The organism is Nonomuraea sp. NPDC049624, assembly GCF_040675255.1.
Taxonomy (GTDB): Bacteria; Actinomycetota; Actinomycetes; order Streptosporangiales; family Streptosporangiaceae; genus Nonomuraea.
On the sequence record NZ_JBFAOR010000022.1, the window covers coordinates 25738 to 46448 of the forward strand.

Sequence of the window (20711 nt, forward strand, 5' to 3'; positions counted from 1 at the left end):
GCCGGGGACGCCCGCACGGGCAAACCCTTGTCCCCGGCGGCCCACCGAGGACAAGGGCGGAGCCGGATCAGGGCTGGGCGTCGAGCCATTCCCGGAAGGTCGGGCCGGCGAGCCTGGCGTGCGGGCCGGGCAGGAACGCACCGGCGGCGGCCAGGGCGGCATCGGGCATGCCCGCGCCGTCCACGCCCACGACCTTGACACCCCGGCGGGCGCCCAGGAGCCGGGCCGCCTCCGCCAGCGTCTCCCTGCGCGGGCCGGCGATCTCGGGGATCGGCGTGCCCGCCACGGCGTCGGCGGTGGCCAGGTCGGCCAGCTCCTCGGCCACGACCCGGCAGGCCACGAGCTGGGTGGGCAGCTCCGGGACGTAGGCGACGTCACCGGGCTGCCAGTCCAGCAACTGGCCCACGAACTCGTGGAACTGCGCCGCCCGCAGGACGCGCACGGGAAGCGGCCCGGCCGGCAGCAGCTCCTCGTGCACCTTCTTGGCGGCCAGGAAACCGGCGGTGGCCCTGTCGGCCCCGATGACGGACGCCACGGCGATCCGCGCGACCCCGGCCCGGCGGCCGTACTCGTGCAGGTTGCGGGCCGAGGCACGGAAGAACTCCGTCGCCGCCTCCTGGTCGGAGGAGTGCCAGGAGGCGACGTCGATGACGACCTGCGCCCCGGTCAGCGCCTCGGCCAGGCCCTGACCGGTGACGACGTCCACGCCGGTGGCGCGGGACATCGGCACGACCCGGTGCCCCCTCTCGGTCAGCACGTCGACGACGTGGCGGCCCAGCCGGCCGGTCGCCCCGGCCACCGCGAACGTGGTGATGCTCATGTCAGGCGCCTTTCTCACTCGCTGGAGTTCCGGCCGGGAGGCATGCCGGGGATCGGCTTGGCGATGAGGGCCGCCTCCACCAGCTCCAGCGCGACGCGCTCGGCCTCGGTGAAACAGGTGGCGTCCCGCCAGGTGGCCACGGCGGTGATGCGCTCCTCCGGCTCGCCCAGCCCGCGCAGGCCGGCGGTCTCCCTGACGGTGAAGTACGTGCTGCCGAGCAGCTGCCCGGCGCGCAGCTGCAGCAGGCCGATGGTCACCGGGGGGATCACCCCGTTCCGCAGGGCCTTGTGCAGCCCCTCGCCGACCACCGCCATCTCGGGGAGGAAAGGGAGGGGATTGGGCATACGCGACCGGCGGCCGGTCGTCGTGGAGGTGGACATGAGGAAGACTTCCCTTCTCACTCTGGACTCGTCCTCGCGCCGCACGGATCGTCCGCGCGGCGTCCTGACGACCACCAGACGCCGCCGCCCCGGCCCCCGTAACACCGGCGGTCCTGTGACGTAGCCCACTGACCGCAGGTGTTACGCGGCGGCGCCGGACGGCGTCCTGTGCGTGTGGCAGTGCGGAGAACGGACAGGCAGGAGCGGGACATGACCGATCACGACGAACACGCCGGGCCGCCCGGCTCCGCCACCCAGGTGTTCGTCGCCCACCGCAACCTGCTGTTCACCGTCGCCTACGAGATGCTCGGCTCGGCCGCCGACGCCGAGGACGTCCTGCAGGAGACCTGGCTGCGCTGGGCGGACGTCGACCTCTCCGGCGTGCGGGAGCAGCGCGCCTACCTGGTCCGGATCGTCACCCGGCAGGCGCTCGACCGGCTGCGCGCACTCGGCCGGCGCAAGGAGTCCTACGTCGGGCCGTGGCTGCCCGAGCCGCTGCTGACCGCGCCCGACGTGGCCGAGGACGTCGAGCTCGCCGAGAGCGTCTCCCTGGCGATGCTGCTGGTGCTGGAGACGCTGCAGCCGACCGAGCGGGCGGTGTTCGTGCTGCGCGAGGTGTTCGAGCTGGACTACGACGAGATCGCCGAAGCCGTCGGCAGGAGCCCGGCAGCGGTCCGCCAGATCGCCTACCGGGCGCGGGCGCACGTCGCCGCCCGCCGGCCGCGCGGCAACACCTCACCGGCCGAGACGCGGGCCGCGCTCCAGGCCTTCCAGCGGGCGGTCGAGACCGGCGAGCTGCAGAGCCTGCTCGACGTCCTCGCGCCGGACGTCGTCGCCCTGAGCGACGGCGGCGGCCTCCGGCACGCCCTGCCGCGGCCCGTGGTGGGCATCGACAACGTGGCCCGCCTGCTGGCCACCGGCTGGTGGAGGCACGACGCGGACAGATCGGTCGAGCTGGTGCAGGTCAACGGCGGGCCGGGGCTGCTCGTGCGGATCGACGGCGAGATCGACGGCGTGGTGGCGGTGCGCGTGGAGAACGGTTACGTCACCGGCGCCTACCACGTGCGCAATCCCGACAAGCTCTCGCGGATGGGACGGGAGACCCCAGTGACCCGCTGAGCACGGAGGGTCAGCGCGGGGCGCCGAGGACGCAGAACTCGTTGCCCTCCGGATCGGCCATCACGACCCACGGGACGTCACCCTGCCCCACGTCGGCGGGCTTCGCGCCGAGCCCCTCCAGCCGGGCGACCAGCTCCGCCTGATGGGCCTCGGAGGTGGTGGCGAGTTCGAGGTGCACGCGGTACCTCACCGTCTCGGGGTCGGGAACGGTGACGACGTCGACGCAGACGGCGCTGGGATCGGGCCAGGCAAATCCCACGGGCTCGACGTTGGTCACGCCGGGGCCCTCGCTGGAGACACCCCAGCCGAGCGCGTCCGCCCAGAACCGGCCGAGCGCCGCGTCGTCCCGGGCCTTGAAGTTCACCTGAACCAGCCGCAATGCCATGCCGATCACCCTATGCCCGACGACCGGGCCGCCCTCTGCGGGCCGGACCGCCGTCTCGGCGCCGGTCAGCCGGCGAGGAGGATCTCCAGGAGCCGTTCCGGCGCGCGCAACGGCAGGTAGTGGTCGGCCGCGGCCACGGTCTCCAGGCGCGCGCCGGCGATGCCCGCGGCCAGCCGGCGGGCGATCACGCCGATCTCCGGCTGGTCGTGGTCGCCGACCACCACGGTCGTGGGCACCGCGACCCGGTCGAGGAGTTCGACGGCCCCCACCTCCGCGAACAGGGCATGGCCCTTCTCGGCGGCCACCCGCAGCCTTGCGTTCTCGGTGACCATGTCCCGGATCGCCGCGTAACCCGGCGCCCGCTCGCCCAGCGAGGCCCAGAGCGTGAGCTCCGTCTCGGCCAGGCGGCCGGGGTCGTCCCCGCGGTCGGCCGCCGCGTAGGCGTCCAGCTCGGCAGAGCGCGGCCAGTCGTGGCCACCGGCCGACGCCGCGACCAGGGTCAAGGAGCGCACCCGCGCCGGGTGCTCCAAGGTGAAGTCGAGCGCGACCTCGCCGCCCATGCTCAGCCCCACCAGCGCGGCACGCTCGACGCCGAAGTGGTCGAGGACCGCGAGCAGGTCGTCCTCGTAGCGGAACGGCGCGGTCGGCGGCGTCGAACGGCCCAGGCCCCGCGCGTCGTACCGGATCACGGTGCGGTGGCGGGCTAGTTCGGGGAAGACGCCGTCCCACAGGCGGCTGTCGTGCACGGAGCCGTGCAGCAGGACCACGGGAGGTCCGTCGCCGGCCTGCTCGGCCCACAGGCGGCCGTCACCGGAGACGGGGAGGTACTCGATCGTCATGGGAGCGATTCGACCACACTCCCGCCTTCCGGGAGGACGACGTCCCGGCCGCGGAAATCATCCCCGAGGGGGACGGGGAATCAAGGATCGCTTTGACGACCGCGGAAGCGGACGACTTCTACCGTTCCGCCCATGGTTATCAACACGAACACATTCCGCCGCGCCGCGGCCGGTGTCGGACTTGTCCTGGCCACCCTCGCCTTCCCGGCCGCGGCCCAGGCCGCCACGGCGCAGACCTCCGCCACCCCCGTCCTGTACGGCGTCTACCCGACGTCGGACGCCTGCGCCCGTGCGGCGGCTGCGTACACCGCCGCTGGCAGAACCGCCACCTGCCGCCTGAGCAGCATCTACGCCAAGCCCCCCTACTGGCTGCTGTACGTCTCCTAGCCGCACGCGTCTCTCGGCTCGGCGCCTGCGATCATGAACGGATGCCCGAGCCGAGAATCCGCGTCGCCGCCTACGTCATCCGCCACCGCACCACCCCGGAACTCCTCGTCTTCGATCACGTCGACGCGCCCGAAGCCGGCACCCAGGTGCCGGCGGGCGGAGTGCTGCCGGACGAGAGCCTGGAACAGGCCGTCCTGCGGGAGCTCGCGGAGGAGACCGGCCTGACCGAGGTCACCCTCGTCGGGCCCGTCGCGGTCGACCACACACCCCGTGAGGACAACGGCCGGCCCCGGCGCACGACGTTCTTCCACCTCACCGCCGCCCCCGACAGCGCCGACGCCTGGCGCCACCGGGTCCATGGCGACGGCGCGGACGCCGGCATGGAGTTCGCCTGCCGCTTCGTCCCGCTACCGCTGGCAGAGAAGCTGGCCGACGCCCAGGACGCCTGGCTGGGACGCATCGAGGGGTGAGGCCGGGCCGTCTGCCACGATCGCCGTCCGGCTCTCAGGGGAGGGACCCCGTGCTCAGGACGGCCGAGGCACGGCGGGCGCACGACGGCGGGCGGTCGTCAGATGGCAGAGCAGCGCCACAGCCGTGACGCCGGCGGCCGGCAGCCCCAACACGGCGGGCACGACGGCGAACCACTCCTGGGCCAGCCCGCCCAGACCGCCGCCGAGAGCCATTCCGAGGTAGACGGCCGAGGAGTTGAGGCCGAGCAGGACCGGCGCCGTGGCCGGGCCGAGCGCGATCAGCCGATGCTGCTGGGGCACGACGACGACGCCCAGGGCCACACCCCAGACCGCCGCCCATGCCAGGGTCGGCACCAACGCGGCGGTCGCCACCGGCGTGAGGGCCAGCATGACGACGGCGACGGCGAGGGGCCAGGTCAGCACGTGCGCGGGGTCGTACCGGTCGACCAGCCGTCCGGCGACGATGTTCCCCGTCAGGACGCCGACCCCCCAGGCCGTCAGCACGGCGGCGAACAGCGGCCCGGAGCCGCCCGTCGCCTCCCGCAGGGCCGGCCCGACGTAGGTGTAGAGGGTGTAGGCGCCGAGGAAGACCAGCGTGGTGACGGCCAGCAGCGCCACCACCCGGCCCTCCTTCAGCGGACGCAGCCGCTCCCCCAGCGAGGCGGCGGGAAGCCGCACCCTGGGCAGCCCGGCGGCGATCCCGAGGGCCGCGACCAGGCCGACCCCGGCGACCGCCCACAGGGTGACGTGCCAGTCGGCACGGCCGATCAGCGTGCCGAGCGGAAGACCCAACGCCGTCGCCGCCGTCAGCCCGCCCAGCACGAACGCCAGAGCCCTGCCCCGACGTTCCGCAGGCGCGATCGCCCCCGCGGCGCTGGAGGCCGCGGAGTTGATCATCCCGGCGCCCACCGCGGTGACGACGCGGGCGATCATCACCACCTCGTAACCGGTTCCCAGGGCGGTGACGGCGTTGCCGGCCACGAAGACGCCCAACGCGACCAGCAGCGCCGTCCGCCTGTCCAGCCCACCGGTGAGCGCGCCCATGATCGGCGCCGACAGGGCCATCACCAGGGCGAACACCGTCACCAACTGCCCGGCGGCGGGCGTGGAGACCCGCAGGTCGGCGGCGATGGCCGGGAGCAGCCCCGCGATGACGTAGCTGTCGGTGCCCACGGCGAAGGTCGCCAGGGCCAGAGGGAGAAGCCGTCGCAACACCGGACGGTGCCACCTTTCCATAGGGGCCTCGGACGTATCGAGGGGGAACCCTAGGCAATACATGGATGCTTGTCCATATATCCATCAATTGGTAGCGTGACAGGCGTGCGGAACACAGGGAGCGACCATGCGTGAGGTGTCACAACCGGCCACCGACGCCATCCGGCTGGTGGAGGTGCTGCGCGCCCTGGCCGACCCCGTGCGCCTCGACCTCGTCCAGCGGCTCGACCGGATGGGCGAGGACCACTGCAACGCCATCGGCGCCGACATCGACGTGCACCAGACCACGCTCTCGCACCACTACCGGGTGCTGCGCGAGGCCGGCGTGACCTGGACGACGGTGCAGGGCCGATCCCGGCTCGTCCGGCTGCGCCGCGAGGACCTCGACACCCTCTTCCCCGGCCTGCTCGACTCCGTCCTCGGCGCACAACGCCGCACCTCCGAGCCCTAAGGGCACAACGCAGAGGTCAGCACGGTCATGGCCGCCTGATGAGGGTCGCCGGAGAACGGCGTGATCGACAACGTGACCTGCCGCGAACCGTCGGCCGAGCTGAACGCCACCGTCAGGTAGCCCGGGGCACCGCCGCCGTGACCGAACGCGGCGCCACAGGGAAGAGGCGCCAGCTCCAGCCCCAGCCCATACCCCCCGGTCGTGCCGGGATCCTTCATCTCCTTCAGCAGACCAGGGGGGAGCAGCCTGCCCTGGAACAGGGCACGGTAGAACCGGTTGACGTCCGCGGTGGTGGAGACGATCTCGCCCGCCGCACCGGCCATCGTGGGATTGAACCGAGTGACGTCAACGGGGACCACCCGGCCACCCCTGGTGACCGGCACATAGGCGTGGGCGTGCGGGCCGTGCACCTCCGGCGAGGCTCCCGGCAGGCGGGTGTGCCGCAGGCCGAGCGGCCGCAGGATCCGCTCCCCGACCTCCGTCGCGTACGGCCTGCCGGTGACCCTCTCGATCAGCATGCCGAGCACGATGTAGTTGGTGTTGGAGTACCCGTACCCGGACCCCGGCGGGAAGTCGCGTGGGAGCTTCTCCGCCCTTTCCACCAGTTCGCGGGCCGACCAGGTGCGGTAGCGCTCCTTGGGGATGCCCGCCTCGTCCATCATGCCCGTCGAGTACTCGGGAAGGCCGCTGGTGTGCTGGAGAAGGTGCCTGATCGTGATGTCGGCGCCCCCGTCCACGAGCCCCGGCAGCCACTGCTCCACACTGTCGGACAGGCGCAGCCTTCCCTCTCCCACCAGTTGGAGCACCACGGTCGCCGTGAACGACTTGGTCACGCTCCCGGCCCGGAAACGCCCGTCCACCGGGGCCGGCCGGGCGTTCTTCAGCCTCGCCCTGCCGGCGGCGGCCCGCCAGGTCCTGTCCCCGTCGCGAACCTCGGCAATCGCGGCGACCGCACCGCCTGCGACGATCTTGTCCAGCATCGCCTGCACACGCGGACTCGCGTCCGCCGGCGCGGGTGCGGCCACGGCAGGCGCCGCCGTCAACGACACGGTCAAGCACGCCACGACGGCCGCGCTGGTCCGTCTTCCTCTCACGTTGCCCCTCCTGATCAACGGAGCCCGGCTCTCGGCCTCCGCCGTATCAAGATCCGGCACGAGAGGGCGGTACGGCGTCGGAGAAATCCCCTACGGAAACCCTGATTCCCCACCGGCGATCTCCGACTTGGGAAGGACGCCTTACCGGCCTTCTGGCCGCGTTCGTCGGTGCTTGGTTGTCGATGGACGGGACAAATTCATGAACTCGAAGCCCGCCTTTACATTGTAGATTCGTTGAGGATGCCGACGCTCAGCCGGACGCAGAGCTCCCGCATCGCGTTCTGGTTGCGTTCGTCGAGCGCGCCGGCCGGCAGCGGCTTACGGCGGCACCGGTCGTCGAAGTAGGCGCCGGTGAGGCCCTCCGGCCAGGCCGCGCGCGGTCTCCATGCCGATGCCCCCGGTGCTGCCGGTGATCAGGGCGGTTTTGCCGGTCAGGTTGTTTAATGTCATCTGTGCCTGTCTCCTTGGGGTCGGGGCGCCGGGGTCAGCGCGCGATCAGTTCCTGCGTGAGCTCATGGAGGCGCAGGGCGTTGTCCCGGTCGAAGGCGCGGCCGTCCAGCGGCAGCCGGCGTTTGCCCCAGTGGGCGGTGAAGGGCTCGGCCGGCGGGTCGTCCAGGAGCGCGGTCATGGGCCCGGTCGCCTTCGGCACCGACGTGGCGAGCACGGTGAACAACGCCCGGGTCGCCGCACGCAGCGGTTGCGGCAGGCTCGCCGGCATGCCGGTGGAGACCACGCCGGGGTTGTAGCCGACGTAGGAGACGCCGCTGCCGGCGTGCACGACGCCGAAGGCGACCCCGAGGAGGTCGTTGGCCCGGAAGGACTGCAGGGTGGCCTTGACGCCGCTGTAGGCCCTGGTGGGGGGCAGACCAAGTACGAGTGAAAGGGGCAGTGAGTCGCTGAGCCGCTGGCCAGAAGGTTTAATCGTCCGCTGATGTGACCCTCCGCGTGGGTTTGGTTGCGGTTTGGTGAACAAGACCGTTCGGCATGGTTGATCGCCGCTACGGTTTCGGCGTCTGGACGCCGGGATCGAGGCGAGGGACGGCCTTGGGATGACGTGGATCGAGCGGACCGCCTATCCGCAGTTCAAGCGGCTGACGTCGGCGCGGTTGCTGCACGTGTTCTTCACGCCTTCGCCGGAAGAGATGGACTGGGCCGAAAAACGCACCGGCAGCCCGGAGTCGTGCTTCGCGCTGGTGCTGGCGTTGAAGTGCTTCCAGAAGATGGCGCGTTTCCCGTCCACGGACGAGATCCCCGAGGTGGTGATCGACAACGTTCGGCGCTGTCTGGAGCTGGCCGAGGACGTCTGGCCGGATCACGGCTCCTCTCGTAGTGCGAAGGCGCATCGCAAGCTGGTGCGCCAGCGTCAGGGCGTGAAGTACGACGCGGGCCGGGCCCGGGCGATCGCCGCGATGGCGATCCGGAAGGCGGCCCAGGCCAAGAACAACCCGGCGGACCTGATCAACGTGGCGATCGAGGAGTTGCTCCGGCTCCGGCTGGAGCTGCTTGGGTACACGACGCTGGAGGACCTGGCCACCAGCATCCGCGCCGAGGTGAACGCCACCATCTTCGCCACGATCCTGCAGCGGATAGGCGAGGCCGGCCGGGCCCGGATGGAGGGTCTGCTCGTCGTCGGACCGGACGGCAAATCGACGTTCAACCGGCTCAAGAAGCCCGCCCAGCGGGCCACCTGGTCACGATTTCGTGACCAGGTGAGATGGTTGGATCAGGTGGACGCGCTCGGCGACACCGACGCCTGGCTGGAGGGCATCGCGCCGTCGAAGATCGCCGACTTCGCGGGTGAGGCCGACGCGCAGGACGCCGACACCTTGTCGCGCTACGACCCGGTCAAGCAGGTGGCGTTGCTGGCGTGCCTGACGCACACCGCTCGGATGCGGGCCCGCGACGACCTGGCCGAGATGTTGTGCAAGCGGATGGCCTCCCATGTCAAACGGGCCAAGGCGGAGCTGGAGGAGATCCGCGCCCGGCAGCGCGCGACCAGCGAGCGGCTGATTGGCACCTACCGTCAGGTGCTGGAACGTCTCGACCCCGGCAGCGAGACCTCGGCCGCCGCACGCGAGGCGGTGGCGCGGGCCGTCGAGGCGGTGACCTCGTGCGCCGGTAACGCTGGGCAGGTCCAGGCGCTCGGCGAGATGCTGTCGGCTCTCGTGGTCCAGACCCACAGCGTGCAGGCAGCGCGGACGGCAGTGGAGCAGGCTGGTGGGTTCGCCGCCCAGTTGGCGGACATCGAGGAGGTCGCCGCCTTCCACGGCGACGCGCACGAGCTGCTGGTGTACCGGTTCTTCAAGAAGGACCGGCCGGTCGCCGAAGGCCGGCAGATCACCGCCGACCAGCTCGGCCAGATCGCGCCTTACCTGCGCTCCCACATCAGCCGCTTCGGCGCCTACGCCACCGATGACCTGCACCGCCGACCCGACCCGTTCGACCCACTGCTGAAGGAGGTCGACTTCACAAACGTCGACCTGGCCGCCTGATCGCCCGGCCAGCTCACCGGTCCCACAGGTGCCGGCCGAGTCGGCCACACTCAAATGCCACTGGGCGGATTGCTGATCGTCCGCAGTGATGTCGCTGAATCCGAGGCTGCTCCCGTGAAGCGGCGGTTGGCGCTGGCGCGTGGGATTCCATCACGATAGGACCTTGAATGTCGAAAGACGTCGATCCCACCCCGTTGGCTGGAGTCGGTGGCCGCCGGGGCGGCAGCCTGTCGCCCATGATTGCTCGTGACATCGACCGGATCGACCACTCCGTCCTTTACACCACCGACATGGACGCCACCGCGGCGGCCTACGAGGCGCTGGGCTTCACGCTCAGCCCGCTGTCCATGCACATGGGCTCCGACCGCCCCGGCGGCGAGCGAAGGCCGATGGGTGCCGGCAACCGGTGCGCCCTGTTCGGCCGCACCTACCTGGAATTGCTCGGCCTGTACGGGGACGGCTCGGTCGACCCCTGGCACATCCGCCCGCTCATCGCCCAGTACGAGGGCCTGCACGGGTACTCCTTCGGCTGCACGGACATCGAAACCGCCGAAAAGCGCCTGCGAGCGGTCGGCTTGTCCTCCTCCGGTGTGCTGCCGCTGCAGCGGGATGTGGACACCCCTGACGGTGTGGAGAGCGCCCGCTTTCAGGCGGTCCACCTCGACCGGGCGCTCACACCCGAAGGGCTGATCCACGCCGCGTACCACCTGACCCCTGAACTGATCCACCAGCCGCGCTACCTGGAGCACGCTAACGGCGCCACCGGCCTGTACAGCGTGCTGCTCGTGGTGGACGAGGCCGACCTGGAGTCCACCGTCGCCCGCTACGCCCTCATCCTGGACACCGAACCGGTGACCGAGGGACCAGTGCACGTGCTGCCGCTGCCGCTGGGCCGGGTGGAGGTCGTCGCGGTGTCCGCCTTCCGCGCGATGATGCCCGGCGAGCCGGTGCCCGCATTGCCGTACATGGCCGGGCAAGCCGTGTCGGTACGTGACGTGCGGGCGGCCCGCGACCTGGTGGAGGGCAACGGGTTCACCACAAGGGACATGCCCGGCGGGTTCTTCGTCGGTGCCGCCCAGGCCCGCGGCGCCGCGCTTGCCTTCCTGGAGATGTGACCGGTGAGTGACCTGATCCACGCACCCGCCGGGACGCTGCGCGGCGTCCCCGCGGGCGGCGCGGTCACCGCTTTCCTCGGCATTCCCTATGCTCGCGCCGAGCGGTTCGCCGCGCCGCGGCCGACGCGGTGGAACGGCGTGCTGGATGCCGTCCAACCGGGCCTGGCGGCCCCGCAGCCGCGCACATCCCGGCTCGAAGGCGCCCTCGGCCCCGGCAGCGATCTTCACCAGGGTGAGGACTGCCTGTCACTCAATGCGTGGGCACCGGGCGGCAGAGGGTTGCCGGTCCTGGTGTGGCTGCACGGTGGCGGCTTCCTGACCGGTTCCGGCGCCCAAGCCTGGTACGACGGCGCGCTGCTGGCCGAACGCGGCCGGATGGTGGTCGTCACCGTCAACTACCGGCTGGGAGTCCTGGGCTACCTGTACCTGACGCCGCAGTTCGCCCCGGCCAACCTCGGGCTGCTCGACCAGATCGCCGCCCTGCGCTGGGTGAGGGAGAACATTTCGGCGTTCGGCGGTGACCCGGCTCGCATCACGCTGGCCGGCCAGTCCGCCGGAGCGCTGTCCGCGCTGGCCCTGCCCGGTCATTCCGCGGGCCGTGACCTGTTCCGGCAAGTCATCCTGCAAAGCACACCGGCCGGCGTACGGCCGTACAGCATCGGCGAGGCCGCCAAGATCGGGCAGATTTTCCTGGACGTCCTCAATCTGCGCCCGGGTGACGCCGAACGGTTGCGCACCCTACCGCTCGCCGACCTGCTCGCCGGCCAGGAGCAGATCGCCCGCCGCATCGCGCAGCCCACGGGGGTGACGCCGCCCTTCCAACTGATCGCCGCCGACGGCGTGCCGGCCGACCTGCTCGCCGGTCCCCAGGAGGGGGTGCCCATGCTGATCGGCACCACCCAGGACGAGGCTCGGGCCTTCTTCCCTCAAGCTGAGGCCGAGCTCACCGCGCGGCTGTTCCGCGACGGCAGCCTGCGCCTGGCCGGGCGAGCCCGCTCGGCCCACCTCTACCAGTTCGACTGGTCACCGCCAGGCAGCCCGTTCGGTGCCTGCCACTGCATCGAACTGCCGTTCGTCTTCGGCAATCTGCCCGCCTGGCATGCCTCCCCGATCCTGGCCGGCGCTGAACCTGCGCAGCTTGAGCAGCTCGTGGCGCAGGTGCAAGACGCCTGGACGGCTTTCGTCCACGACGGCTCGCCCGGCTGGCCCGCCTTCCCTCACGTCGAGCACATCACGCTGACCTGACCACGGTGATCGCCCCTGTCCTGGACAAGCTCGATCGCGCCATCGTCCACGCCCTGCACGTGGACGGCCGCGCCCCCTTCAGCCGTATCGCGTCGGTGTTGAAGGTGTCCGACCAGACAGTGGCACGCCGCTACCACAGGCTCCGCTCCGCAGGGCTGCTGAAGGTGATCGGTCAGGTCCAGGCGCGACGGCTGGGCTGGGCGGAGTGGTTCGTCCGAATCCAGGTCGTACCTGACGCGGCCGTCCCCATCGCCGAGGCGCTGGCCCGCCGAGCGGACACCTCCTGGGTCAGCCTCACCTCCGGCGGCACCCAGATCGTCTGCGTGGTGCGGGCACGCAGCTTCCGTGAGCGCGATGCGCTGCTGCTGGGCCAGTTGCCCCGCACACCGCGGGTGGTCGGGGTGACGGCGCACTGCCTGCTGCGGGTCTTCGCTGGCGGCCCCACCGGCTGGCACGGCAGAGCCGACTCGCTCACGTGCGAGCAGATCGCCACGCTCGCCCCGCAGCACGCACCAGGGGCTCAGCAGGAGCGGGTCGTCTTGGACGAAGGCGATGAGCATCTGCTGGGGGTCCTGGCTCGGGACGGTCGCGCCGGATATCCGGAGCTCGCCCGTGCCACCGGATGGTCTCCGGCAACAGCTCAGCGCAGGCTGGGCCACCTGCGCGACTGCGGCGTGCTGTTCTTCGACGTGGACATCGACCCTCTGCTCCTGGGCTTCGAGATGGTCGCCATCCTCTGGCTGACCGTCGAGCCCTCCGCCCTGCGCCGCACGGCCCAGGCGGTGGCCACGCATCCTGAGGTCGCTTTTGCCGCCGCCACCACCGGCCCGACCAACCTGCTGATGTTCGTCGCCTGCCGCGACGCCGATGCGCTCTACGGCTACCTCGAGGGCGGCATCGGCAGCCTGCCGGGAGTTCGGCACATCGAAAGCGCCCCGGTCATCCGAGACAGCAAACGAGCCGGCACAGCCAGAGCAGGAACGTAGCCAGCAGCACGGGCACACCGAACGTCGCTATCCAGTCCAGATCGCTCATGTACGTGATAATTGTCTATTATCACGTACCTGAGCGATCACAGCGGCGCGGTGACCCGGACAACCCTCCGCCGGGGCGGTGCGCGACTCCGGCACGTTATCCGGTACATCGCCGCAGCGGTTGTACGGCGGTCGGCATGAGCGCGGCGACGAAGGTCACCGCCCTGCGCGGTGAGGGCGTCAGCCTCGCCGCGGCCGCCGACGCCTTCCTCGCCACGGCGCGTACCGCCAACCCCAACACCCACCGCGCCTACGCCTCGGCCATCGACCGCACCATCGCCCTGCTCGGCCGCGACCGGCCGCTCGCCGACGTTACCGACGCCGAAGTCGGCCAGGCGCTCGTCGAGCTGTGGGGCGGACGCGCGCCGGCGACCTGGAACCGCAACCGCGCCGCCGTCACCTCCTGGCTGACCTGGTGTCAGGCCAAGAAGCACTGGGCCGCCCCGTCAGTGCCGGCCGACGCCGAACGCCGCAAGGAAACCGCGGATGAGACCCGCGCCGTCGCCAAGACCACCATCCACCGGCTGCTGTCCCGCCGGGACATCCCGCTTCGGGAGCGAACGCTGTGGCGCATGCTCTACGAAACAGCTGCCAGAGCGGCGGAGATCCTGGCGCTGAACGTCGAGGACCTCGACGTGGAGCATCGGCGGGCGCCGGTCCGGTCCAAGGGCGGCGCGATCGAGTGGGTGTACTGGGAGCGCGGCACCGCCCACCTGCTGCCCCGCCTGCTCCGGCTCCCGGACGGCAGCACTCGCACCCACGGCCCGCTGTTCCTGTCCGAACGTCGCCCCGTCCCGGCCCGCCGCCCTGCAGCCGCCGACATCTGCCCGCACACCGGCCGCGCCCGCCTCGGCTACGACCGCGCCCGCGTCCTGCTAGAGAAGTACGCCGGCCTCGACCTGCACCAACTGCGCCACTCCGCCGCCACCCACCTCGGCGACGCCGAGATCCCGCTGCAGCTCATCATGGGCAAGACCCGGCACAAGAACCCCCGCACCGCCATGCGCTACGTCAAACCCGGCGCTGAAGCCATCGCCAAGGTCACCGAGGCCCTGGCACCGCGTCGCCGTACTCACTGATCAGCAACTTCTCCGAGGTGGGAGGGGGCACTGCCCCTTTCTCTCGTACTTGGTCTGGCCCCCCTGGTCAGCTGCAGGTCGTCCCAATGGATGCGGCCCAGCGGGACGCCGGGCGTGCCCACGTTCATGACGACCGGACGCCGCGCGGCCCGCAGCACGTCGTGCAGGCCGTGGCTGAGCACGAAACGGCTGAGGTAGGCCAGCGCGAAGCTGTGCTCGAAGCCCTCGCCGGTGGTCGCGCGGCCGCCGAGGAGCCGGTAGCGCTGGGCGCAGAGGATCAGCTTGTCCACGACCGGGTGGTCCGCGGCGAGGCGATCGACGACGCCCCGGCAGGCGGCCAGCGAGGTGAGGTCGGCGCGCACGAACGTGGCCCGCCCCGGCCAGCGCCTCCGCCTCCGCGAGCAGGGCCTCCCCCTTTCCGGCGGTGCTGCCGATGGCGACCACGTGAGCGCCCTGCCGGAGGTAGTGGAGGGCCAGCCCCTTGCCGAGCCCGTCGGTGCCGCCAGTGATGATCACGGTCTGCATGTTCACCCGCTCTCGTCGGCACATCCACCGAAGTGGATATGGCATATCCGCTTACGTCATGGACCCTAACACGAAGCGGATATGATGTATCCAGTTAGCCGACGGACGGGATGCCATGAGCGAAGAGACACCGGCGCTGCGCCGCGACGCCGAGCACAACCGGCAGCGCACCCTGGCGGCGGCGCGGGAGGTGTTCGCGGCGCGCGGGCTGCAGGCCACGCTCAACGACGTCGCCCACCACGCGGGGCTCGGCGTCGGCACCGTCTACCGCCGGTTCCCCAACAAGGAGGCCCTGGCCGAGGCCGTCTACGCCGGCAAGCTCGACGAGATCCGCGCCGCCGCACAGGCCGCGCAGGCGGCCCAAGACGCCTACCAGGCCCTGCGGGCCTTCATCGAACACGCCCTGGAACAGGCCGCGACCGACCGCGGGCTGCGCGAGCTCATGCGGCGCGGCGCGGGCGAGAGCGAGTCGATCGAGCGCGCCCGCGAGGGCATCGCCGAGTCCTGCGGCCGCCTCATCACCCGCGCCAGGGAACAGGGCACACTGCGCGCCGACATCACGGTGGACGACATCGCGCCCATCGTCTCGATGATCGACTCGGTGATGGACCTGCCGTCCTCCGGCGCCGCGCAACCGTGGCGCCGCTACCTCGCGCTCATCCTCGATGGCCTGCGCACCGGACGCAGCACGCCCTGAAGGCCGCATTAAGGACGCCGCCACAGCCTTAAGGGCGGCCCACAAGTGTTTCCCAAGTCTCCTGGCAGATCTTGACGGCAGAACGCCGTTCCCTGAGGAGAAGAGGAAACATGAGCACTCGACGTCTGACCGCGGCCGCCCTCGTCGCGGGTGGGCTCGCTCTCGGCGCCGTCACCGGCTCGGCCATGCCTGCGTCCGCCGTGTCCGCGTCCACTGTGTCCGCGTCCGCCGTGTCCGGGTCGTGGCACCTGGCGGGCTACTACCAGTACCGCGACCAGTGCGTGCGAGCCGGTTTCAGCGCCGTCACCAGCGGGGGCATCGTCCAGGATTTCCGGTGCGAGGTGTCCGGTTCGCGCTTCGCGCTCAGCCTTTTCTACTGATCGACCCGACGGCGGCGGCCCGCTCGGCCGCCGCCGTGCAGCCGTTCGCCGTTCACCGGCGGGCCCCGGCGGCCGACGGGAACGTCCCGAATCCGATCAGGCGTGAGGTTGTGGCGTGAGCATGAGCACCGCAGGCACGGACGAGCAAATGAGCGCGGATCTCCACGTGCTGGAGGACCTCGTGCGGGCCGCCCTGCGACGGTCCGCCGGGGACGGGTGGGACGTCCGCCACCGCCCTCCATGGACGTACGTGGCTCCCCGGGAGGCCGGGACGCGGGACCAGGGATGGAAGCTGCACGTGTCGGCGACGCCGCTGTCGGCCCCCGTCGTGCTGGCACGGGCGGCCGAGGTGCTGGTACGGCATCGGTGCCCGTTCAAGTTCGCGGCCACGTTCGCCGACCTGACCGGCCTGCTGTCCAGGAACGTCCACCGGGGATCGGCCGGCAAGTTCATCACCGTCTATCCCCCGGACGACGAGGCGGCGACGGCCATCGCCGAGGACCTGCACCGGGCCACGTACGGCCTGCCGGGCCCGCCCGTCCTGTCCGACCGGGCCTACCGGCCGGGCAGCCTGGTCCACTACCGCTACGGCGTGTTCTCCGCGCGCAGCGTGCTCGACAACGACGGCGTCTACAGCTCGCCGCTGACCGCCCCCGACGGCGCCTGCCTGGTGGACCGGCGCAACGCCTGGTACTCGCCGCCAGAGTGGGCCGACTGCCCGTTCGAGTCCGGTCGGGCCCCGGCGCGGACCGGCGCGCCGGAGGCCGTCGAGCTGGCCGGACGGTTCGTGGTGCGTCAGGCCATCCGCCACGGCGCCAAGGGCGGGGTGTTCCTGGCGGAGGACCGGCTCTCCGGCGCCCAGGTCGTGATCAAGCAGGCCCGTCCGCACATCAGCGCCACCTTGCAGGGCCAGGACGAACGCGACCGGCTCCGCCACGAGGCCGACATGCTGGACGTGTTCGGGCCGCTCGGCGTCACGAGCCGCAAGGTCGGCCTGTTCACGCAGGGGGACAACCTGTTCCTCGCGCAGGAACACCTCGACGGGACCGTACTGACCACCTGGGCGGAGCAGGCCAGGGCCGCCGACCCGGACGGCTGGCCGCGCGTGGCGCTGACCGCGGTGCGCGCGCTGACCGGGCTGGTCGCCGCCGTGCACGAGCGGGGCTTCGTGCTGCGGGACCTGACGCCGAACAACGTCATCGCCGGCCCGGACGGCTCCTGCCGGCTGGTCGACCTGGAGATGGCCGCTCTCCCCGGCACGCCCGTCACCAAGGCCTACACCGCCGGTTACGCGCCGCCCGAGCAGGTGCGCGGGCCGATGTACGGGCCGGCCGCGGGGCCCGAGGCGGACCTGTACGCCCTGGGCGCGACGGTGCTGCACCTGGCCACGGGGTGCCGGCCGCTGCTGGGCTCCGACGACCCGCCCGCGGGCCGCTCGTGGGACACCCGGGTGCGCGGGCTGGTCGAGGTGGCGACCGAGGGCGACGCCGTGGCCCGGGCGCTGTGGCCGATGCTCCTCGGCCTGATGCGCGAGGACCCGGCCCGGCGCTGGGACCTGCGGCGCGTCGGCGCCTTCCTCGACGACCTGGAGCCGCTGCCCGGCTCCGACCTGCACGCCTCACCCCCGCCCGCGACGGCCGCGAGCCGGGGCACGGCGGCCGCGGGCGCCGCCCGCCGTCTGTCTGTCGCCGGGCAGGACCGACTGCTCCGCGACGGGATCGTGCACACGCTCCGGCGGATGGAGCGCGATCCCGGCGCCCGGCGCCTGTGGCCCGTCTCCGGGTTCGGCGAGACCGCCGACCCCTGTGCCGTGCAGTACGGCTCGGCCGGGGTGCTCACCCTGCTCGCGTCGGTCCTGCACTCTCCGGCCCTGGACACGACGGGCCTGGACTCCTCGGTCCTGGGCAGCGGCGAGGCCGGGCGGGACGGCATCGCCGCCGCGCTGCGCCACGCCGCCGCCTGGACGGTCCGGCGGCTGGGCAGCGAGCCCAGGCCCTCGCCCGGACTCCACTTCGGCCGGGCCGGCATCGCCTGGGCGCTGCACGAGGCCGGCCGCGCCCTCGGCGACGACGCGCTGCGCACGGCGGGCATCGACCTCGCGCTGACCCTGCCGACGTCGTGGCCGAACCCGGACGTCTGCCACGGCGTGGCCGGCACGGGCCTGGCGTTGCTGCACCTCTGGCGGGCCACCGGCGACGAACGCCTCCGGGAGCGCGCGGCACGGTGCGCGGACGCCCTGGTGGCCGGCGCCGAGCGCACCCCCGGCACCGTGTTGTGGCCCATCCCGGAACGTTTCCCGTCGGCGCTGGCCGGCGCCGTGCACTACGGCTTCGCCCACGGCGTGGCGGGGATCGGGACCTTCCTGCTCTCAGCCGCCACCCCGGGGGGCGACGAGTACCTGGAGACGGCCCTGCTCGCCGGGCGGACGCTGCTGGCCGCCGCCCAGCGCACCGGCGCGGCGGCCTGGTGGCCGGAGTTCCCCGGCGGCGGCGTCCGGATGACGCACTGGTGCAGCGGCTCCTCCGGGGTCGGCAGCTTCCTCGTCCGGCTCCACTCCGTCACCGGCGAGCCGGACTTCCTGGACGCGGCGAAGGCCGCCGCCGTCGCCGTCCGCGGCTCGCGGCTGTCCTCGGGGACCGCCGCCTGCCACGGGCTGGCCGGTGACGGGCAGTTCCTGCTGGACATGGCCGGCCTGCTGGGCGAGGCGGACTACCGCGCCCAGGCCGCGGAGCTGGCCGCCTGCCTGGAGGCGCGGGCGGTGCTGCGGGACGGGCTGCTGGTGGTGCCGGACGAGAACGGCGACACGGTGAGCTTCGGCTGGAACACCGGGCTGGCGGGCGTCCTGGACTTCCTGCTGCGGCTGCGTCACGGCGGCCCGCGTCCGTGGACGGCCGACGTCCCGGCGCGCGTCCCGGCACCGGCACCGGCACCGGCATCGGCATCGGCATCGGCATCGGCATCGGCGGGATCGTGAGCGGGACGATGCTCCGGCTGGGCTTCCGGTTCTCCGGCCTGGGGCGGTACGCCGTGTGCCTGACCGCCGAGGGCCGCCGTCCCCTGGCCCCGGAGTTGTGGGACCTGACCGGCGCGCGTCCCCGGTCCCGCGTCCTGCGTTCCTGGGACGGCGAGAGTCCCGCGAGCACCGCGGTCCCGACGGACGACGGCGCCGTCCTGCTGAGCCGGGCCGGAAGCGGGGGGACGCACCGGCTGCTCCTCGTCGTCCCGGACCGGGACGGCACGGGCTGGTCGGCGCACGACCTGGCCGCCGTCACGGGTGGCGGGCTGCGGCTGGTGGCGGGCCGCGGCGCGGGAACCGCGGCGCTGGCCTTCCGCACGACCCCGGCGGGCGGCACGGCCGTGTGGCGGCTGTCCGGCCGGCCCGAGCCGCCCGAGCTCGTGGCCCATGTGCCGGGGCCGCTGGCCGGGGGCGTCTGGCTCGACCCGTCCGGGAGCCTGCTGGCCCTGGCCGTGCCGGCCGGCTCCCGGACGCGCACGGTGGTGCTGGACCTGTCCGACGGCGCCGTGTCCCCGCTCCCCGGCCTGGACCGGCGCGAGCGCCTGCTGCTCGCCGCCCCTGAGGCAGGCGTCCTGCTGACCGCCCGCGAGACCCCGGACGGCCACCGCCTGGGGATCCGCCCGCGCGACGCGGACGCGCCCACCGTCTTCCCCGAGCAGCTGAACGCCGTCGAGGGCGTGGTCACCCCGCTCGCCCTCGACCCGGCCGGCCGGCGCCTGGCACTGGCGGTCGCGGCGGGCGTGCGCTGCCGCGCCGTGCTGTACGACCTGGCCGAGGACGGTTTCCTGGAGGCGGGGCCGGCGAGCGGCACGATCCTGCCGATGGCCGCCTGGAGCGCGGGCAGGCTGCGGCTGGTGCATTCCGCTCCCGGCCTGCCGCCGCACGTGGTGACGGTCCCGGGACCGGACGGCGGGACCGGGCGGACCTACGCCGCCGCGCGCTGCTTCGACGGCCCGGCCGGACCCGTCGAAGCTGTCGTCTACGGCGACCCCGTCGCCGCCGGGCGCGTCGTGCTGGCCCTGCACGGAGGCCCCGAGTCGGCCTGGCGGCTCGGCTACGACCCGCTGTTCCAGCGGCTGGCCGACGAAGGCGTCGCCGTGGTCGCGCCCAACCAGCGCGGCAGCACCGGGTACGGGCCCGCCCACCGCGACGCGATCCGCGGCGCCTGGGGCGGACCGGATCTGGCCGACGTCCTCCACCTCGGCCGCACCCTGACGGCCGCCCGCGCGACCGGCGCCGCCCCGCCCCTGTTGTACGGCGTGAGCTACGGCGCCCACCTCGCCCTGCTCGCCTCCGCCGCGGAACCGGGCCTGTGGTCCGGCGCCGCCGTCGTCGCGCCGTTCCTGTCCGGGCGGGAGCTGCACGCCGACGGGCCGCCGTTGGTGCGCAACATGCTCGACCGGCTCGGCGGCTGCGCGGAGATCGAGGACGACCTCGGGCCGCGCGATCTGATCCGGCTGGCCGACCGGCTGCGCGGCCCGCTGCTGGTCGTCCACGGCGAGCGGGACGCGACCATCCCCGTCGGCCACTCCCGGCGGCTGCGGGACCGGCTGGCGCGGGCCGGTCCCGGCGGGCCCGAGCTCACCTACGTCGAGGTGCCCGGCGCCGGGCACGACCCGCTGACCGGACCGGACGGCCCCCTCGTGCTCGACCGCCTGGTCGCCTTCCTCCGCCGCCGCTGCCCGCGGCGCCCATGATCCCGCCGGCCGGCGTCCTCACCCGGCGCCGGACCGGTGGCAAGGCCCGCACCCGCGGGCTCCGCACCGACAAGAAGGAGAAACCGATGGAACTCGACATCACCGCGCTGGACATGCTCCCCGCCCGCGAGGAGGCCGGCCTGGCCGCCTGCCAGGTCTCCAGCTTCACCTGCGAGAACGAGGGCAACAGCTGCTACGTCACCAGGTGACCTCCCGGTTCCTGACCTTGCGTTAGGACCCGTCCCCCAGCGGTGCCGGCTCCCGGGGCCGG

General features: G+C 72.7%; 21 protein-coding genes and 2 pseudogenes. 14 read left to right on the forward strand and 9 right to left on the reverse strand.

Annotation, left to right across the window (positions count from 1 at the left end):
* Positions 1 to 67: 67 nt before the first annotated feature.
* Both AB0J76_RS47345 and AB0J76_RS47350 read right to left on the reverse strand, forming a co-directional pair.
* On the reverse strand, positions 68 to 820 hold the full coding sequence (locus AB0J76_RS47345) for an NAD(P)H-binding protein (RefSeq protein WP_352328029.1): 753 nt from the start codon (positions 818 to 820) through the stop codon (positions 68 to 70).
* A 14-nt stretch (positions 821 to 834) separates the two neighbouring features.
* On the reverse strand, positions 835 to 1134 hold the full coding sequence (locus AB0J76_RS47350) for a carboxymuconolactone decarboxylase family protein (protein WP_352328028.1): 300 nt from the start codon (positions 1132 to 1134) through the stop codon (positions 835 to 837).
* A 276-nt stretch (positions 1135 to 1410) separates the two neighbouring features.
* On the opposite strand from AB0J76_RS47350, the gene AB0J76_RS47355 reads away from it, so the two are divergent.
* Positions 1411 to 2319, forward strand: a complete 909-nt coding sequence (locus AB0J76_RS47355) for an RNA polymerase sigma-70 factor (protein ID WP_352328027.1) — start codon at positions 1411 to 1413, stop codon at positions 2317 to 2319.
* Between the two features lie 25 nt (positions 2320 to 2344).
* Here the strand turns inward: AB0J76_RS47355 and AB0J76_RS47360 are convergent.
* Together AB0J76_RS47360 and AB0J76_RS47365 are read right to left on the reverse strand one after the other, a co-directional pair.
* Positions 2345 to 2704: pseudogene (locus tag AB0J76_RS47360) on the reverse strand (VOC family protein); the annotation flags it as partial.
* Between the two features lie 65 nt (positions 2705 to 2769).
* Positions 2770 to 3543: an alpha/beta fold hydrolase gene (locus AB0J76_RS47365; protein ID WP_352328026.1), complete on the reverse strand. Its 774-nt coding sequence runs from the start codon at positions 3541 to 3543 to the stop codon at positions 2770 to 2772.
* Between the two features lie 132 nt (positions 3544 to 3675).
* Between AB0J76_RS47365 and AB0J76_RS47370 the strand changes: the two genes are divergently transcribed.
* Both AB0J76_RS47370 and AB0J76_RS47375 read left to right on the forward strand, forming a co-directional pair.
* Complete coding sequence (locus AB0J76_RS47370; protein WP_352328025.1) at positions 3676 to 3930, forward strand: hypothetical protein; 255 nt, start codon at positions 3676 to 3678, stop codon at positions 3928 to 3930.
* A 41-nt stretch (positions 3931 to 3971) separates the two neighbouring features.
* On the forward strand, positions 3972 to 4400 hold the full coding sequence (locus AB0J76_RS47375) for an NUDIX domain-containing protein (protein ID WP_352328024.1): 429 nt from the start codon (positions 3972 to 3974) through the stop codon (positions 4398 to 4400).
* 54 nt (positions 4401 to 4454) lie between these two features.
* Here the strand turns inward: AB0J76_RS47375 and AB0J76_RS47380 are convergent, their stop codons facing one another.
* Positions 4455 to 5612, reverse strand: coding sequence for an MFS transporter (locus AB0J76_RS47380; RefSeq protein WP_364393965.1), 1158 nt, complete (start codon positions 5610 to 5612; stop codon positions 4455 to 4457).
* 130 nt (positions 5613 to 5742) lie between these two features.
* Here AB0J76_RS47380 and AB0J76_RS47385 point away from each other — a divergent pair, with 130 nt between their 5' ends.
* On the forward strand, positions 5743 to 6066 hold the full coding sequence (locus AB0J76_RS47385; RefSeq protein ID WP_352331263.1) for a helix-turn-helix transcriptional regulator: 324 nt from the start codon (positions 5743 to 5745) through the stop codon (positions 6064 to 6066).
* Here AB0J76_RS47385 and AB0J76_RS47390 read toward each other — a convergent pair.
* Positions 6063 to 7046, reverse strand: a complete 984-nt coding sequence (locus AB0J76_RS47390; RefSeq protein WP_364393969.1) for a serine hydrolase domain-containing protein — start codon at positions 7044 to 7046, stop codon at positions 6063 to 6065. The genes AB0J76_RS47385 and AB0J76_RS47390 overlap by 4 nt on opposite strands.
* A gap of 598 nt (positions 7047 to 7644) precedes the next feature.
* On the reverse strand, positions 7645 to 7938 hold the full coding sequence (locus AB0J76_RS47395; RefSeq protein WP_352331358.1) for a hypothetical protein: 294 nt from the start codon (positions 7936 to 7938) through the stop codon (positions 7645 to 7647).
* A gap of 271 nt (positions 7939 to 8209) precedes the next feature.
* Here AB0J76_RS47395 and AB0J76_RS47400 point away from each other — a divergent pair, with 271 nt between their 5' ends.
* The 5 genes from AB0J76_RS47400 to AB0J76_RS47420 all read left to right on the forward strand — a co-directional run bounded on the left by AB0J76_RS47400 (position 8210) and on the right by AB0J76_RS47420 (position 14125).
* Positions 8210 to 9652: a DUF4158 domain-containing protein gene (locus tag AB0J76_RS47400; RefSeq protein WP_364393972.1), complete on the forward strand. Its 1443-nt coding sequence runs from the start codon at positions 8210 to 8212 to the stop codon at positions 9650 to 9652.
* A 236-nt stretch (positions 9653 to 9888) separates the two neighbouring features.
* On the forward strand, positions 9889 to 10767 hold the full coding sequence (locus AB0J76_RS47405) for a VOC family protein (RefSeq protein ID WP_352329287.1): 879 nt from the start codon (positions 9889 to 9891) through the stop codon (positions 10765 to 10767).
* Positions 10768 to 10770: 3 nt separating this feature from the next.
* Complete coding sequence (locus AB0J76_RS47410) at positions 10771 to 12012, forward strand: carboxylesterase family protein (RefSeq protein ID WP_352329285.1); 1242 nt, start codon at positions 10771 to 10773, stop codon at positions 12010 to 12012.
* A gap of 5 nt (positions 12013 to 12017) precedes the next feature.
* A complete protein-coding gene (locus AB0J76_RS47415) occupies positions 12018 to 12998 on the forward strand; it encodes an Lrp/AsnC family transcriptional regulator (RefSeq protein ID WP_352329283.1) in 981 nt (326 codons plus the stop codon).
* Between the two features lie 185 nt (positions 12999 to 13183).
* Entirely contained in the window at positions 13184 to 14125 is a 942-nt protein-coding gene (locus AB0J76_RS47420) for a site-specific integrase (protein ID WP_352329281.1), read from the forward strand.
* On the opposite strand, the gene AB0J76_RS47425 is transcribed toward AB0J76_RS47420, so the two are convergent.
* Both AB0J76_RS47425 and AB0J76_RS47430 read right to left on the reverse strand, forming a co-directional pair.
* Positions 14119 to 14487: a hypothetical protein gene (locus AB0J76_RS47425; protein ID WP_352329291.1), complete on the reverse strand. Its 369-nt coding sequence runs from the start codon at positions 14485 to 14487 to the stop codon at positions 14119 to 14121. The two genes, AB0J76_RS47420 and AB0J76_RS47425, sit on opposite strands and share 7 nt — an antisense overlap.
* A gap of 31 nt (positions 14488 to 14518) precedes the next feature.
* A pseudogene (locus AB0J76_RS47430) lies at positions 14519 to 14695 on the reverse strand (SDR family NAD(P)-dependent oxidoreductase); the annotation flags it as partial.
* A 70-nt stretch (positions 14696 to 14765) separates the two neighbouring features.
* Here AB0J76_RS47430 and AB0J76_RS47435 point away from each other — a divergent pair.
* The 5 genes from AB0J76_RS47435 (at position 14766) to AB0J76_RS47455 (ending at position 20649) form a co-directional block, all read left to right on the forward strand.
* A complete protein-coding gene (locus tag AB0J76_RS47435; protein WP_352329279.1) occupies positions 14766 to 15347 on the forward strand; it encodes a helix-turn-helix domain-containing protein in 582 nt (193 codons plus the stop codon).
* 110 nt (positions 15348 to 15457) lie between these two features.
* Positions 15458 to 15727: a hypothetical protein gene (locus AB0J76_RS47440; RefSeq protein ID WP_352329277.1), complete on the forward strand. Its 270-nt coding sequence runs from the start codon at positions 15458 to 15460 to the stop codon at positions 15725 to 15727.
* A 148-nt stretch (positions 15728 to 15875) separates the two neighbouring features.
* Positions 15876 to 18701 (forward strand): class IV lanthionine synthetase LanL, encoded by a 2826-nt coding sequence (lanL, locus tag AB0J76_RS47445; RefSeq protein WP_352329558.1) that lies wholly within the window; start codon positions 15876 to 15878, stop codon positions 18699 to 18701.
* Positions 18611 to 20440 (forward strand): alpha/beta fold hydrolase, encoded by a 1830-nt coding sequence (locus tag AB0J76_RS47450; protein ID WP_352329556.1) that lies wholly within the window; start codon positions 18611 to 18613, stop codon positions 20438 to 20440. The genes lanL and AB0J76_RS47450 overlap by 91 nt, the downstream gene beginning before the upstream one ends.
* Before the next feature lie 86 nt (positions 20441 to 20526).
* The gene (locus AB0J76_RS47455; protein WP_352329554.1) at positions 20527 to 20649 is read left to right on the forward strand and encodes an ALQxL family class IV lanthipeptide; all 123 of its coding nucleotides are present in this window, start codon (positions 20527 to 20529) and stop codon (positions 20647 to 20649) included.
* Positions 20650 to 20711: the final 62 nt, after the last annotated feature.

Coding starts and splice junctions, on each gene's coding strand:
- AB0J76_RS47345 (WP_352328029.1), bottom strand. CDS start 820: ATGAGCATCACCACGTTCGCGGTGGCCGGGGCGACCGGCCGGCTGGGC.
- AB0J76_RS47350 (WP_352328028.1), bottom strand. CDS start 1,134: ATGGCGGTGGTCGGCGAGGGGCTGCACAAGGCCCTGCGGAACGGGGTG.
- AB0J76_RS47355 (WP_352328027.1), top strand. CDS start 1,411: ATGACCGATCACGACGAACACGCCGGGCCGCCCGGCTCCGCCACCCAG.
- AB0J76_RS47365 (WP_352328026.1), bottom strand. CDS start 3,543: ATGACGATCGAGTACCTCCCCGTCTCCGGTGACGGCCGCCTGTGGGCC.
- AB0J76_RS47370 (WP_352328025.1), top strand. CDS start 3,676: ATGGTTATCAACACGAACACATTCCGCCGCGCCGCGGCCGGTGTCGGA.
- AB0J76_RS47375 (WP_352328024.1), top strand. CDS start 3,972: ATGCCCGAGCCGAGAATCCGCGTCGCCGCCTACGTCATCCGCCACCGC.
- AB0J76_RS47385 (WP_352331263.1), top strand. CDS start 5,743: ATGCGTGAGGTGTCACAACCGGCCACCGACGCCATCCGGCTGGTGGAG.
- AB0J76_RS47390 (WP_364393969.1), bottom strand. CDS start 7,046: ATGCTGGACAAGATCGTCGCAGGCGGTGCGGTCGCCGCGATTGCCGAG.
- AB0J76_RS47400 (WP_364393972.1), top strand. CDS start 8,210: ATGACGTGGATCGAGCGGACCGCCTATCCGCAGTTCAAGCGGCTGACG.
- AB0J76_RS47405 (WP_352329287.1), top strand. CDS start 9,889: ATGATTGCTCGTGACATCGACCGGATCGACCACTCCGTCCTTTACACC.
- AB0J76_RS47420 (WP_352329281.1), top strand. CDS start 13,184: ATGAGCGCGGCGACGAAGGTCACCGCCCTGCGCGGTGAGGGCGTCAGC.
- AB0J76_RS47435 (WP_352329279.1), top strand. CDS start 14,766: ATGAGCGAAGAGACACCGGCGCTGCGCCGCGACGCCGAGCACAACCGG.
- AB0J76_RS47440 (WP_352329277.1), top strand. CDS start 15,458: ATGAGCACTCGACGTCTGACCGCGGCCGCCCTCGTCGCGGGTGGGCTC.
- lanL (WP_352329558.1), top strand. CDS start 15,876: ATGAGCGCGGATCTCCACGTGCTGGAGGACCTCGTGCGGGCCGCCCTG.
- AB0J76_RS47455 (WP_352329554.1), top strand. CDS start 20,527: ATGGAACTCGACATCACCGCGCTGGACATGCTCCCCGCCCGCGAGGAG.